Consider the following 13,181-nt stretch of genomic DNA (forward strand, 5'->3'; position numbering starts at 1 on the left):
TTTAAAGGTATAAGTCTATGAAACCCACTCCTTGGTATAAAAACTTTTGGCCATGGTTTTTAATCTCTTTTCCTCTTGCAGCCATCATCGGCTGTGCTGGTCTTATTTATATGGCAATTGGCAACGGCCCAGATATGGTTGTTGACGATTATTATAAAAAAGGCAAAGCAATCAACCTTGAACTCAGTAAATTTAATAAAGCTAAAGCGCTTTATTTACATGGCGATTTAAATATTACTAACGACAAAGTCACGTTCACTTTTACGAAAGGTGATGCTAGTAATGTTCATTCTTTAAAAATGTCATTTTATCATCGCACCATTAAAGCCAATGACTTTGATGTGAGCTTAATGAAAAACGCCCATGGTGATTTCACTGCCCTACTCGACACCCACGTTGATGGTGCATACACAGTGTTTATTGAACCAATCGATAATAGTTGGAAACTTAAAGAAGATGTAATTCTGCCAACTGAAAAAACGATTTCGATTAGCCCTGAATATAAGTAGTAAACTCTAATGTCCGATAATTGCTTTCATTGTCTTGAAAGTGTGCCAAAAGGCTTTAATGCGACTGTCGAAATAGACGGTAAGGCACAACCTATGTGTTGTATTGGTTGCCAAACGGTTGCTGAGAATATCGTCGCCCAAGGCATGACCGATTACTATAAATTTAGAACTGTGCGCTCTGGAAAGGTTGAACAACTAGTTCCAGAGCAGCTTGAATTGATTAAAAGTTACGATAACGAAGATATTCAAGATGAGTTTATTTCTGCCACAAATGACTTATCAGAAGTACTTCTTACCGTCGAAGGTATCACCTGTGCTGCCTGCGCTTGGTTAATCGAGAAACAATTACTTAATTTAAAAGCAATTAAGCGCGTGGATGTAAATACATCAACTAATCGTGCCATGATCCAGTGGGATAAATCGGTCACACCGCTTAGCCAAATTATCACCTCATTACACGAAATCGGCTATAAAGCGTACCCATTTCAAGCAGATCTTGAAGCGAGTCAAAAACAACAAGCCGCAAAAGCGTACATCCGCCGTTTAGGGGTTGCGGGTCTGATGACCATGCAAGTTATGATGTTCGCCTTTGCTATGTATTTTGGCATGTTTTCGGGCATGGAAGAGAACTTCGAGCAGTATTTTCGTTGGATAAGCTTGGTCCTTGCGTCACCGGTAATTCTTTACAGTGCCCTGCCATTCTTAACCAATGCCATTAATGGTTTAAAAGCCAAACAGCTGAATATGGACTTACCTGTTTCATTAGCGATCTTTGGTGCCTATGGAGCCAGCTGTTATGCCACGTTAATGTCGGTTGGCGAAGTATATTTTGAATCTATCTGTATGTTTACCTTCTTATTACTATTGGGTAAATATTTAGAATTTAGAGCTCGTTTAAAAGCCAGTGAGTTTACCGCTAACTTGCAAAAGTTATTGCCTCTTACTGCTCGTATTATCGATGAGAATAATCAAGAATCAATTATTGCGGCTAAAAAACTAAAACTGGGTGATGTTGTGTTGATCAAAGCAGGTGAAACCATTCCTGCTGATGGTGTTGTTACAAAAGGCAAAACCACGGTTGATGAAGCCATGATGACAGGTGAGCATCAACCCGTTAATAAGTTTATCAGCCATCAAGTTTACGCAGGCACTATTAACCATGATGGTGTGATCAGTATAGAGATCAACAAAATAGGTCAAAATACTCTGCTTAATCAAATTATTAAGTTACAACACACCGCGTTAACTAAGCGTCCGCGATTAGTCGAAATCACGGATAAAGTCGCGCAGTGGTTTGTTGCTTGTTTATTACTGTTCGCCTCAATTACAGCAATTGGTTGGTATCAAATAGACCCCGAACATGCCTTTTGGGTCACTATTTCGGTGCTTGTTGCAACCTGTCCTTGTGCACTGAGCTTAGCGATCCCTACTGCCCTTACCTGTGCAGTAGCAAGCTTAACAAAGCGTGGAATTTTAATTAAGCAAGCCCACGTATTAGAAACGCTACCGCAACTAACCGATATTGCCTTTGATAAAACAGGCACCCTGACCCAAGGTCGTTTCACTATAGAGCGTGTTGAACTAGTCAATACCCAGTACAGTGAAGCAGATGCATTACGACTAGCAGCACAACTTGAAAGCTTCTCTGAGCACCCTATTGCTAATGCATTTGCAACTTACAATGACTCAGTTAATCCGATTGAGAATATCACAATCGAACCAGGTAAAGGCATCACCGCAGAACTTAACGAACAACATATCGCGATAGGCAAAAGCGGTTGGTTTGATACCGAAAAAGCCGATGCTCAAGCAACCTTGTATATCGATAAACAAATTGTAGCGCGCTTTTACTTAGCAGATAGCCTTCGCGGTAATGCGGATAAGTTGATCGCTGAATTACATTCGCAACAGATAAAATGCCATATGTTAACGGGTGATGCGTCGAACAGTGGTGAGCGAATTGCAAAACAATTAAATTTAGATACCGTGCATGCAGCATGTAGCCCACGTGACAAACAAACCCATGTCGAAGCACTTGCCAGTAAAGGTGCCATTGTTGCTATGGTGGGTGATGGCGTGAATGACAGCCCTGTATTTGCCAGTGCGCATTTATCTATTGCGATGGAAACCGGCGCTGATATTTCCAAAAACAGTGCCGATGTGGTATTACTCAATAGTGATCTAACCGCCATAGAGCATTTGCTCACAGTGTCGAAAAAGACGCGCCGTATTGTTAAGCAAAACTTGGCATTATCACTTATTTACAATGGTTCGATTTTACCATTAGCAGCCCTTGGTCTTGTTGCTCCTTGGATGGCTGTAATTGGTATGTCTGCAAGCTCCATTTTGGTTATTACCAACTCATTAAGGTTATTAAAACTATGAGTATCATCTACATGCTTATCCCGATCGCCATTTTATTTGTGCTGATTGCTATTGGGGTGTTCTTTTGGGCTGTAAAAAGCGAACAATTTTCTGATTTAAACAAACAGGGCCACAGTATCCTGTTCGAAGACGATAAAGAGCAGCACAACAAAAGTAATGATTGATCCGCTGTTTATTAGTGCATTTGTAATGGGGTTGCTAGGCAGTGGTCATTGCCTAGCTATGTGTGGCGGCATTGCCAGTAGTTTACAGCTTGCCGCTAATAAAAACCGTGCTGTCAGTTTTTCTGTTGCTTATAACCTTGGCCGTGCGCTTAGTTACATGCTTGCTGGCGCGCTAGTCGCTGGAATTAGCAGCCGTTTTGCAGCGCAAAATACCACGATTTCAATAGCCTTATCGTTTTTAAGTGGTATTTTCATGCTACTTGTTGGGGTTTATATTATGCGCTTAGCAGCAACCCTACAGTGGCTAGAAAAGCTTGGCAAAACCTTAATATGGCAGCATCTAGCAAAGCTCAATCGTTATTTGTTACCGGTTGATACAACCCCAAAAGCCCTGCTATATGGCGCTTTATGGGGCTGGTTGCCCTGTGGTTTAGTTTATTCAGCGCTAACCTGGGCTCTCACTAGCCCATCAGCCTTACATGGTGCAGGTGTTATGTTATTTTTCGCGTTAGGAACCTTTCCTGCGATGATAAGCGTAGGTCTAGTCAGCCAGAAAATAAACACTATTTTCAACCATGTCTGGACTAGGGTTATTCTAGGCAGCGTAATAATATGGTACGGTATATACTTATTAATTATAGCAACCGATAAGCTAGTTCATTAATCTTACGGGTTGTTAACTTATTTGAATGGATTTGATGTATGGACTTCTCACAAAACAAGTCAAAAGGCTTATGCACAATTAGCTGTAATAATTGCAGTATCAGCCAGCTATGTTTGCCATTTTCATTAAACGGTCAAGAAATGGATCGTCTCGATGAAATCATCGAACGTAAGAAACCACTGCATAAAGGTGATTATTTATTTGAATCTGGCGAAAGCTTAAATGCCATTTATGCGGTACGCTCAGGTTCGTTTAAGTCTTACACTTTGTCAGAACAAGGTGATGAGCAAATAACTGGTTTTCATCTAGCGGGTGATTTAGTTGGTTTCGATGCTATTAACAAAATGGCTCATCAAAGCTTTTCACAAGCCCTTGAAACTTCAATGGTATGTGAAATTCCATTCGATACGCTTGATGAATTAGCGGGTAAATTACCTAAGCTACGCCAACAAATTATGCGTTTAATGAGTAATGAAATTAACTATGACCAAGAAATGTTATTGTTACTCAATAAAAAGTCAGCTGAAGAGCGTCTAGCCAGTTTTATTTATAATCTTGCAGAGCGTTTTGGTGAGCGTGGTTTTTCGCGTAAAGAATTCCGTTTAACCATGACACGCGGTGAAATCGGTAACTATTTAGGTCTGACAGTTGAAACAATTAGCCGCCTTTTAAGCCGCTTCCAAAAAGCAGGTTTAATCAAGGTAGAAGGTAAATTTATCACCATTTTGGACCAACAAGCGCTTGCTGCGACAGCGGCGATTAAATGTAAATAGAGTTTGATTTAACGCAACTTTCTATTGTTTGCCCCTTTAACTGTTCTAAATTTAGGTTACACTCAAAGTACTACTTTTTGCGGAACAGTTAAGGAGCAGCACATGGACGCAATTAAACGAATTTTAGCAGTTATAGACCCAACCAAAGAGCAGCAACATAGTTTAAGCCGCTCAATTGATCTAGCCAAAAAATCTGGCGCGACCATCACCGCTTTCCTCAGTATCTACGACTTCTCTTATGAAATGACCACAATGCTTTCTGCTGATGAGCGTGAAGCAATGCGAGAAGCCGTTATAAAAGACCGCCAAGAATGGTTAAATGAGCAAATTGCCCTTTATCCAGAGCTTACCATTGATAGCTGTGTGGTTTGGCATAATCGCCCTTACGAAGCCATTATCAATACGGTAATTAACGATGGTTTTGATCTTGTTGTAAAAGGCACTCATCAACACGATACGCTTAAATCAGTTATTTTCACCCCTACTGACTGGCACCTCATTCGTAAGTGCCCTGCTCCAGTTTTACTTGTTAAAGAGAAAGAGTGGCCGGCAAAAGGGAATATTTTAGCTGCAGTAAACGCAGTGAGTGAGAATGAACAACACCTTGAACTTAACAAGCGTATTATTAATGACGCTCGCTTCATTTGTGACTTGGCCAACGCAACGCTTAACCTTGTGAATGCTTACCCAGCAACACCTGTTAATATCGCGATTGAAATCCCTGAATTTAACCCAGGTGTTTATAACGAATCAGTTAAGAAGCATCACTATGAATCAACGCTCTTGTTAGCTGAAGGCTTTGCTATTGACCAAGCTCATTGCCATATTGAAGAAGGCTTACCAGAAGATGTTATTCCTGATGTTGCAGCGCGCTTAAATAGCGAATTAGTTGTAATTGGTACAGTTGGCCGTACTGGCTTAAGTGCTGCGCTTGTCGGTAACACCGCAGAGCATGTCATTGATAGCCTTGACTGCGATGTGTTAGCGTTAAAACCAGATGGCTATGTAAGCCCACTTGCTAAGTAACCTATTGAATAGAGATAAAAAAAGCCCCAGTTTGGGGCTTTTTTTATATACAGTTTGGGGCTTTTTATATATTTGTTACATCAATAAATAATGATTCATCAATGTTTGTCGAAGAGACCACCGCCTCGCTAAAATCATAGCTTTCACGATTGCCTTCTCTATCAAGTGGTAAATTTTCAAAATCAAATAAGTTTCTGTCTGCAAGCTGACTTGGGCTGACATTCTGTAAAGACTTAAAGATACTTTCAACTCGACCAGGGGTTTTCTTATCCCACTCAGTCAGCATGGCTTTAATTGATTGACGCTGAAGATTTTCTTGTGAACCACATAAATTACAAGGAATGATCGGGAAATCTTTGTGCTCGGCGTATTTAATTAAATCTTTTTCACGGCAATAAGACAACGGACGAATGACCACGTTACGTTCATCATCAGAGCGTAATTTCGGTGGCATCGCTTTTAGTCGTGAACCATGGAACATATTTAAGAACATTGTCTCAACGATATCATCCATGTGATGACCAAGTGCTAATTTTGTTGCACCAATTTTTTCTGCAAATGAATAAAGTGTGCCGCGACGAAGTCGTGAACACAGACCACAGGTAGTTTTGCCCTCTGGTACTTTTTCTTTTACAACTGAGTAAGTATCTTTATCAACGATGTAATACGGGATATTTAGCGTTTCAAAGTAATCAGGCAAGATATGCTCTGGAAAACCTGGCTGCTTCTGATCAAGGTTTACCGCAATCACTTCAAATTTAATTGGCGCTGCTTTTTGTAAATTAAGCAAAATATCTAGCATTGCAAAAGAATCTTTACCACCACTGATACATGCCATAACAACATCACCGTCTTCGATCATGTTGTAATCAGTAATCGCGGTACCAACATGCCTTCTTAGACGCTTTTGAAGTTTATTAAATTCAAGAGTTTCTTTTCTAGTATCAGTTTGATTCATTTGCTCTGCTCATACAGGCTTTACTAAGCCATGTTTCATAGTAAAAAGTTCGGCGTGGATTATACGGACTTTTTGAGTGAGTTGAAATGATTAGCGTGGGATAATTAAAGCACTTCACTGGAGAAGATAGCACGTAAAGCAAAGTGCTTTGGGAATAGACTCAAAGGTTTATGAATTTATAGGCTCAAAGCTCTAATTTTCTGACCTCTGTAAACTAACTGCTGATTTATTTTACTGTGCATTTATAACGGGAAGCTGTACAAGCTAGGTCAGGCCAATCATCTCTGCCCCAGCAGTATTTATTATTTCTAAGTGGCTTAAGATGCCAAACAACTGGGTTGCCTTTTTTATCTAAGCGAGTTTCATTTTCAAGTTGCACTCGAATTAAATTTTTCTCTGTCGAAAGAATAGTATAAACAAAGGTTTTTCTTGCTTCAGTCTCAGAAATAAACCCTTGTTCGTCATAAGAGATTTCTAATGTTTTGTTATTGAAAGTTATTGTATGAAAATTAGCTTCACAAACTGGGCTATTTGTAGACTGCCATGAGCCTTGTAACTTAGTTTGCATTTTTTGGTTGATAGGTGAATAACTGCTACAAGCTGAACATAGCAGTAAAATAACAAAAAATGCCGGTATGATTCTCATAAATATGCTTTTAAGTCCCTGAAAAGTTGACGTTTAGCATGACGAGAATCAGAAAAATGTCCAGCAATAAGCTTAATACAAAAATAAAGGGCACATTAGCCATGTGCCCTTTATTAACTTTAAGCGTTTTTAGTATCAGCCTTATTCTTTGCCATTCGTTTAGCACGTTTTATTGCCGACTTTTTCGATGCATTTTTCTGCGCGATTTTTAACACTTTAGCCTCTTTTAACTGCTTTTTAGCGGCTTTCAATCGCTTTTTTGCATTATCAGCGAGACTCTCCGCTTCACTGGCACACTTTACAGCTGCTTGTGCTTTAAGTGCTGCATCTTTTGCAAGTTCAGTGGTTCTAGCCACTTCTTTTTTGCTTTTTTCGATAATTTTTTCGAGCTTAGCAAGGCGCTTCTCAAATACTGACTCTGAATTTTGCATTGTACTCTCCTTTACTGACGCGTTGACATACGGGTAGGTTCAGTGACAATAAGCGAATCGACCCGATTGACTATGTCGTGATCTTTTTCTGGGTAATCCAAACAGCTTAAAAAATGACGCATACAGTTTATACGCCCACGTTTTTTATCATCAGAGCGAATTTGTGTCCAAGGCGCATCTTTAGTATGGGTATGAAACATCATGGCATCTTTAGCGTCACTATAATCATGCCATTTAGCTAGTGATGCCATATCAACCGGGCTCAATTTCCATTGTTTGAGTGGATCGTTTTGGCGCGATTTAAAGCGTCTAAATTGCTCTTCTCTACTGACCGAAAACCAATATTTAAATAACTTAATACCGCTATTCACCAACATACGTTCAAGTTGGGGTGTTTGGCGCATAAATTCCAAATACTCGTGATCATCACAAAACCCCATTACCTTTTCTACTCCTGCGCGGTTATACCAAGAACGATCAAATAGTATAATTTCCCCTTTGGTGGGTAAGTGGTTAATGTAACGCTGAAAATACCACTGATCACGCTCTCTTGCAGATGGCTTCTCTAAAGCCACTACGTGCGCCCCACGAGGGTTTAAGTGCTCCATAAAGCGCTTTATAGTGCCACCTTTCCCTGCCGCATCTCGCCCCTCAAATAGAATCACAATTTGCTGGTTGGTCTCTTTTACCCAGCCTTGCATTTTTAAAAGCTCAATTTGTAATTCATGCTTATGGCGCTCGTACTCAACCACCTCCATTTTACGCTTGTATGGGTAATGGCCATCGGCATTCCATTTTAAGCTTGGATTTTTAACATTTAAGTCAAAAATAACATCTTGCTTAGCTTTCGCTTTTGATAACTTTTGCGGCTTAGTTGAAACGGCTTCGACATCGACTGTCTGCATAACGACTCCTTTTTTACTATAACTACCTATATTTAGATTTCTATAGTTTTACTTTAAGTCAGTTATTACTTATGAGATTGATCTATATCTATCTTTTAAACACTTAAAAAGTTGTTTAAAAATAATCAGATAACACTTTCCTCCTAATTGAAGTCAAGGTCGCACAACCAAAATCAAGCCCTTTTTCTATAGTAAAAAACAACCAGTAAAAATTCATATATCCCTACTGTTTTTACATTTAAATACAAGCCGCTCTTTAAACTGCGCAGCAATACAAATGCTTAGCAAAAATATGAATTGAGGAAATAATCTAGGCAAGAGAAGAAGTCATTTAAAACGTACTATTTACATTGAATTTTACAAATTTAGGCTAAGCCTAAAATACTAAGCAAAATATTGAAAAAAGAGACGTCTTCACTACTTATTAAAAACGAAAAAGAGACCTAAAAAGGTCCCTTTTGAATAGTAATCAAAGCTGCGGTCAGATTTTTTACGCGCTATTTTACAATCCACGGTGTGGCGCTAATAAGCTTACCATGGCTGGGTAAAACGCTTTTATCATCTTGCCACTCATCACTGACCTTCACTGAACAACGCAGCTCTTTACAACTAACTGCATTTGCTGAAACAGCATCTTGAGTATCAAATTTCAGCACAACACCTTGTTGTTCTGGTAACAAGAACCACATGAGTTTGCTTACAAAAAAGCCCGACAAATCAGATAATAACTCTTCAAACTCTTGATTGAGTGTATATAAGTTTGCTTTGCTAAGTTCAAAATCTGCCAAATCAGTTGCTTCGATTTGTAACTTTAATTGGCAATCATGTTTTGGATTTTCAGGTTGAACAACAATTACGGCTTTATCAGTATCTAGTTGCTTATCAAAAGGTAAAAGTAACTGAGCCTTATCTGTGTATGTTAAGTCAAACTCTTGTTTTTCTGTAATAATTTTACCAGACTTAATTGTACACACTTCGTTAGTAGCAATATCAGATAAGTAAAAATTAACTTGAGCGTATTGGAACTCGCCTTTATTAACGACTTTTAAACGATCGTAAAAGCCATCATAGGCAACAACAAATTCAGTTGCGGCTGCCTTAGTTGCAACCGCACTTAGCGCAACCGCAATGGTTGCTGCTTTAAACCATGGAAGGAGTTTATTCATCAAAGTAAGCTCTGTTTTGATTTATCATTTTATTTAATTCTTCAATGTACGCTTCACGGCGCTCAGAATACGACAACAAACCTTGTGTAAGAATGGTCGCTTCAATTGGCTTTTGCTGACGACGTAAATCGGCACGAATTGATCGTAAGTCTTTATAGGCAGCATGGGTATTAATATTTTTAAAATAAGAGCTTACCGCAGCACGTACCGACTTAAAAGCGGTCACTTCATGGGCTGCTTCGTTGGCACGACGTTTTGGGATCATGCCGCAGCCTTTTTTATAACACCACTGGCCGAAGAAATTTAAACCAATGCGTGCAAAACGAGAGGTACCCCATGCTGATTCATTCGCCGCCTGCATAAGCGCAAGCTCTTTTGGAATGATATCAACACGACGCAGCGCTTGAGTAAGCGATAAAGTGTCAATGGTGGCTGGCAACTTATAGCTGGTTAAGATTTTTTTAATATCTGATTGCTGTTTGCTAGTCAGTGGCTCATTGTATTCAAGCATCATGCGCGCAATTTCTAAGGTTGCGCGTTGCTGTAAAATTTTCTTGTTTTCAGCCTCGACATGAGGGCGAATAAAATCAAAAAATGCATGTTTCTTTTCTTTCACATCCGTAAATGCTGCAAAATCCGGCAGTTTTACATTATGCAATGGCTTTTCTTTTTTGATTACGCGCTGGGTTCCTTTTGGCGTTGTCTGTGTTTGTTCAGACTCTTCTACGACTACGTCTTCTTTCATAAATGGCGATAATATTGCCCATGCAAAAAAAGCGGTCAGTAAAACTCGAAAAACGTACTTAAGCATGTATTCTCTCAAATAAACTACTACTCATGTGCGGTAACGTCACGCACATACAAAGGCGGAGTATACCAAAGCTGTGGATTTTTGGCGAATTTGCCCGAAGCACTCTACCCAAAGTTTATACAGAACCGGGTAAGAAACGGCCAATTTGCTCGCAATTTTCAAGCGCTTGCGTATACTGAAAAGCAACCAAACGAGAAATAGGAAGGTTATTTTTATGTGCCAATCTTGGCAAGCTCGTATTATTGACCAGCAAAAATATCGTCCAAACGATAATCGCTCAGCTTGGCAAGTTGACCGCTCTCGAATTATTCACGCCGCTGCATTTAGGCGTTTGCAAGCTAAAACCCAAATTATGGGTATTGGCTTGAATGATTTTTACCGAACCCGTCTTACTCACTCATTAGAAGTGGCCCAAATTGGCAGTGGTTTATTACGCCACTTGAAAAAGCAACACCCTGAATTTACGAATTTTCCGAGCGGTAGCTTACTCGAAACCTTGTGTCTTGCTCATGATATTGGCCACCCTCCTTTTGGTCATGGTGGTGAAATAGCATTAAATTACATGATGCGTGAGCACGGTGGTTTTGAAGGAAACGCGCAAACACTCAGGATTGTCTCTAAACTTGAGCCCTATTCAAATGGCTATGGCATGAATTTAACCAGACGCACCTTGCTGGGTTTTATTAAATATCCTGCCTTTATTGATGATTTGTGGCACTGCATTCCACCTCTAAGTGAACAACGTAGCTTTATTAAAGCCGATCATTGGCGCCCAGCTAAAGGCTTATATAAAGATGATAAAGATGTTTTCGACTGGATCATTGAGCCGCTGTCCGATAATGATAAAGAGCTGTTAAGTAGTCATTACAAGGTTGATGAATTTAGAGCCAAAACCCACTACAAATCGATAGACTCAGCAATTATGGAATTAGCTGACGATATTGCGTATGCCGTTCACGATTTAGAAGACGCTATCGCCACCGAGGTTTTAACGTTAGCAGATTGGCAAAACCATGCCCTTGAGCAGCTACAAGAGCTAGACTCAGCGTGGCTAACGACCCATTTAAGCTCGATAACCGCCAGACTCTTCTCGCATCACGAGTACGAACGAAAAGATGCCATTGGTGAATTGGTTAACACCTTTATTATCAACGCTCAGTTAGTTGTACAAAACGCAGATTTCGAATCTGAAATATTACAATACACGGTCAGCCTACCTGATGAATTTGCCGAAATTCTAAATGTGCTAAAGCATTTTGTTTTTAAACGTTTAATTCGTGAGCCGAAGATGCAGCAAGTTGAATTTAAAGGGCAAAATCTACTGATAGAATTATTTAGTGCCTTTGCCAGCGACCCTATGCGGTTACTGCCAGAAACAACGCAAGAAATGTGGCTTAATGCGCACCAGCAAGGCGATAACGCAATGCGTATAATTTGTGATTATTTATCAGGGATGAGTGATGAATATGCTTATAAGACCTATCAGCGATTGTTTTTGCCATCTGCCTAACTAATTTTTGAACAGCACAGTGAGTTGTTCTAGAATTAAACAGGTTATTAGTAATAATAATGACACTTCTTTGAATGCATTTTATTTAACATGGACTGAAATAATGCTCAAAAAATACCTGCTTATTAGTACTGTTGTAGCAAGCTCATTTGCTTGCTACGGCGCAGAAACACTTCCTGATCCGCTACTTGAAGAGCGTAGCATAATCATAAAAGATGCCACCCATTTTGATTGGATACGACTTAACTCTGGCGAATGGCTCAAAGGTGAACTTGTCTCCTTGTACGACAAAGAAGTCGAGTTCGACAGTGATATACTCGACACATTGATGATTGACCGTGCCGATATTTATATGATCATCTCAGACCGCCATCATACTGTTCGTTTTAATGATGGTACAGAGCTCAGTGGCACGCTCAATATTTCAGGCGGTTATGTGAAAGTCGGTGAACAAGAAGCTAAATATCGTTACCGTGATTTAGTTTCTATCGCACCTTCTGTTGAAAGCGAATTAAGCGCGTGGACTGTCAAAATAGCGCTGGGCGCTGATATATCAAAAGGCAATACTGACCAAACCGAATATTCAGCGCGTGCTGATATCAAGCGCCGTACGGCGTCTAGCCGTTTTCTCGCAGAGTTTTTAGGCTATCGCACCACCAGCGATGAACAAGTAACTAAAAATAACATTCGTGCTAACGGTACCTTCGATTGGTTTCAGACCCAAAAAATGTATTACCGTCCTATCTTCTTCGAATACTACCGTGATCCGTTTCAAAATATCGCCAACAAATACACTGTCGGTGCCGGTGTTGGTTACTATGTAATGGATACCGATAAAACCGAATGGGACTTCTCAACAGGCCCTGCTTATCAAAAAACTGAGTTTGATACCGTCGCTAGCGGAGAAGAAAAATCCAATTCATCTTGGTCATATTTTATTGGCACTAATTACGAGTTAGAAGTCACCAAAAAAATTGATTTTACCTTCAACTATCGCTACCTAACTGCAAACAGTGACGCCGGTGGTGATTCTCAATACGCAATGGCCGCATTTGAATTTGAAATCACAGATGATATCGACTTTGATATGTCATTAGTATGGGATTACTTAGCCGATCCAATTGCCGATGAAAACGGGGTAGTACCTGAAAAAGAAGATTACAAAATGATTTTCGCACTGGGTATTGATTTATAAACATCTCGATTAATCGATACAAAAACGCCGAGCTAAGC

Annotated in this window: 14 protein-coding genes; 8 read left to right on the forward strand and 6 right to left on the reverse strand. The window is 39.8% G+C overall.

The features are described 5' to 3' along the window. Positions 1–17 precede the first annotated feature (17 nt). The 6 genes from C2M25_RS08965 to uspE all read left to right on the forward strand — a co-directional run bounded on the left by C2M25_RS08965 (position 18) and on the right by uspE (position 5,521). Positions 18–509, forward strand: coding sequence for a FixH family protein (locus C2M25_RS08965; RefSeq protein ID WP_105180938.1), 492 nt, complete (start codon positions 18–20; stop codon positions 507–509). A gap of 9 nt (positions 510–518) precedes the next feature. Beyond that, on the forward strand, positions 519–2,894 hold the full coding sequence (locus C2M25_RS08970) for a heavy metal translocating P-type ATPase (protein WP_105180939.1): 2,376 nt from the start codon (positions 519–521) through the stop codon (positions 2,892–2,894). Then, a complete protein-coding gene (gene ccoS / locus C2M25_RS08975; protein WP_054553052.1) occupies positions 2,891–3,058 on the forward strand; it encodes a cbb3-type cytochrome oxidase assembly protein CcoS in 168 nt (55 codons plus the stop codon). The genes C2M25_RS08970 and ccoS overlap by 4 nt, the downstream gene beginning before the upstream one ends. Further along, the gene (locus C2M25_RS08980) at positions 3,051–3,722 is read left to right on the forward strand and encodes a sulfite exporter TauE/SafE family protein (RefSeq protein ID WP_105174249.1); all 672 of its coding nucleotides are present in this window, start codon (positions 3,051–3,053) and stop codon (positions 3,720–3,722) included. The genes ccoS and C2M25_RS08980 overlap by 8 nt, the downstream gene beginning before the upstream one ends. A gap of 38 nt (positions 3,723–3,760) precedes the next feature. After that, complete coding sequence (locus C2M25_RS08985; RefSeq protein ID WP_063704804.1) at positions 3,761–4,495, forward strand: FNR family transcription factor; 735 nt, start codon at positions 3,761–3,763, stop codon at positions 4,493–4,495. A gap of 102 nt (positions 4,496–4,597) precedes the next feature. Beyond that, positions 4,598–5,521 carry a universal stress protein UspE gene (gene uspE, locus C2M25_RS08990; RefSeq protein ID WP_105180940.1) on the forward strand — a complete coding sequence of 308 codons (924 nt, stop codon included), beginning with the start codon at positions 4,598–4,600 and terminating at the stop codon, positions 5,519–5,521. A gap of 64 nt (positions 5,522–5,585) precedes the next feature. Here the strand turns inward: uspE and ttcA are convergent, their stop codons facing one another. The 6 genes from ttcA to C2M25_RS09020 form a co-directional block, all read right to left on the reverse strand. Next, entirely contained in the window at positions 5,586–6,479 is an 894-nt protein-coding gene (ttcA, locus tag C2M25_RS08995; RefSeq protein WP_054553048.1) for a tRNA 2-thiocytidine(32) synthetase TtcA, read from the reverse strand. Between the two features lie 226 nt (positions 6,480–6,705). After that, positions 6,706–7,047, reverse strand: a complete 342-nt coding sequence (locus C2M25_RS09000; protein ID WP_158679695.1) for a hypothetical protein — start codon at positions 7,045–7,047, stop codon at positions 6,706–6,708. Between the two features lie 197 nt (positions 7,048–7,244). Continuing rightward, positions 7,245–7,556 carry a hypothetical protein gene (locus tag C2M25_RS09005; RefSeq protein ID WP_105180942.1) on the reverse strand — a complete coding sequence of 104 codons (312 nt, stop codon included), beginning with the start codon at positions 7,554–7,556 and terminating at the stop codon, positions 7,245–7,247. Between the two features lie 11 nt (positions 7,557–7,567). Continuing rightward, positions 7,568–8,461, reverse strand: a complete 894-nt coding sequence (gene ppk2, locus C2M25_RS09010; protein WP_105180943.1) for a polyphosphate kinase 2 — start codon at positions 8,459–8,461, stop codon at positions 7,568–7,570. Between the two features lie 497 nt (positions 8,462–8,958). Continuing rightward, positions 8,959–9,627 (reverse strand): DUF2987 domain-containing protein, encoded by a 669-nt coding sequence (locus tag C2M25_RS09015; RefSeq protein WP_063704795.1) that lies wholly within the window; start codon positions 9,625–9,627, stop codon positions 8,959–8,961. Next, positions 9,620–10,438, reverse strand: coding sequence for a glucosaminidase domain-containing protein (locus C2M25_RS09020; RefSeq protein ID WP_063704793.1), 819 nt, complete (start codon positions 10,436–10,438; stop codon positions 9,620–9,622). The genes C2M25_RS09015 and C2M25_RS09020 overlap by 8 nt, the downstream gene beginning before the upstream one ends. 214 nt (positions 10,439–10,652) lie before the next feature. Here C2M25_RS09020 and C2M25_RS09025 point away from each other — a divergent pair, with 214 nt between their 5' ends. Both C2M25_RS09025 and C2M25_RS09030 read left to right on the forward strand, forming a co-directional pair. Continuing rightward, a complete protein-coding gene (locus C2M25_RS09025) occupies positions 10,653–11,948 on the forward strand; it encodes an anti-phage deoxyguanosine triphosphatase (protein WP_105180944.1) in 1,296 nt (431 codons plus the stop codon). A gap of 103 nt (positions 11,949–12,051) precedes the next feature. Continuing rightward, positions 12,052–13,143 carry a DUF481 domain-containing protein gene (locus tag C2M25_RS09030; protein WP_105180945.1) on the forward strand — a complete coding sequence of 364 codons (1,092 nt, stop codon included), beginning with the start codon at positions 12,052–12,054 and terminating at the stop codon, positions 13,141–13,143. Positions 13,144–13,181 lie beyond the last annotated feature (38 nt).

This window comes from Pseudoalteromonas sp. T1lg21 (assembly GCF_002964625.1).
GTDB lineage: Bacteria > Pseudomonadota > Gammaproteobacteria > Enterobacterales > Alteromonadaceae > Pseudoalteromonas > Pseudoalteromonas gelatinilytica.

Bases quoted from the DNA above. Each gene is read 5' to 3' on its own strand.
- C2M25_RS08980 (WP_105174249.1), top strand. From the start codon at position 3,051: ATGATTGATCCGCTGTTTATTAGTGCATTTGTAATGGGGTTGCTAGGC.
- C2M25_RS09025 (WP_105180944.1), top strand. From the start codon at position 10,653: ATGTGCCAATCTTGGCAAGCTCGTATTATTGACCAGCAAAAATATCGT.
- ccoS (WP_054553052.1), top strand. From the start codon at position 2,891: ATGAGTATCATCTACATGCTTATCCCGATCGCCATTTTATTTGTGCTG.
- C2M25_RS08970 (WP_105180939.1), top strand. From the start codon at position 519: ATGTCCGATAATTGCTTTCATTGTCTTGAAAGTGTGCCAAAAGGCTTT.
- ttcA (WP_054553048.1), bottom strand. From the start codon at position 6,479: ATGAATCAAACTGATACTAGAAAAGAAACTCTTGAATTTAATAAACTT.
- C2M25_RS09005 (WP_105180942.1), bottom strand. From the start codon at position 7,556: ATGCAAAATTCAGAGTCAGTATTTGAGAAGCGCCTTGCTAAGCTCGAA.
- C2M25_RS09000 (WP_158679695.1), bottom strand. From the start codon at position 7,047: ATGCAAACTAAGTTACAAGGCTCATGGCAGTCTACAAATAGCCCAGTT.
- C2M25_RS09015 (WP_063704795.1), bottom strand. From the start codon at position 9,627: ATGAATAAACTCCTTCCATGGTTTAAAGCAGCAACCATTGCGGTTGCG.
- C2M25_RS08985 (WP_063704804.1), top strand. From the start codon at position 3,761: ATGGACTTCTCACAAAACAAGTCAAAAGGCTTATGCACAATTAGCTGT.
- C2M25_RS09030 (WP_105180945.1), top strand. From the start codon at position 12,052: ATGCTCAAAAAATACCTGCTTATTAGTACTGTTGTAGCAAGCTCATTT.
- C2M25_RS08965 (WP_105180938.1), top strand. From the start codon at position 18: ATGAAACCCACTCCTTGGTATAAAAACTTTTGGCCATGGTTTTTAATC.
- uspE (WP_105180940.1), top strand. From the start codon at position 4,598: ATGGACGCAATTAAACGAATTTTAGCAGTTATAGACCCAACCAAAGAG.
- C2M25_RS09020 (WP_063704793.1), bottom strand. From the start codon at position 10,438: ATGCTTAAGTACGTTTTTCGAGTTTTACTGACCGCTTTTTTTGCATGG.
- ppk2 (WP_105180943.1), bottom strand. From the start codon at position 8,461: ATGCAGACAGTCGATGTCGAAGCCGTTTCAACTAAGCCGCAAAAGTTA.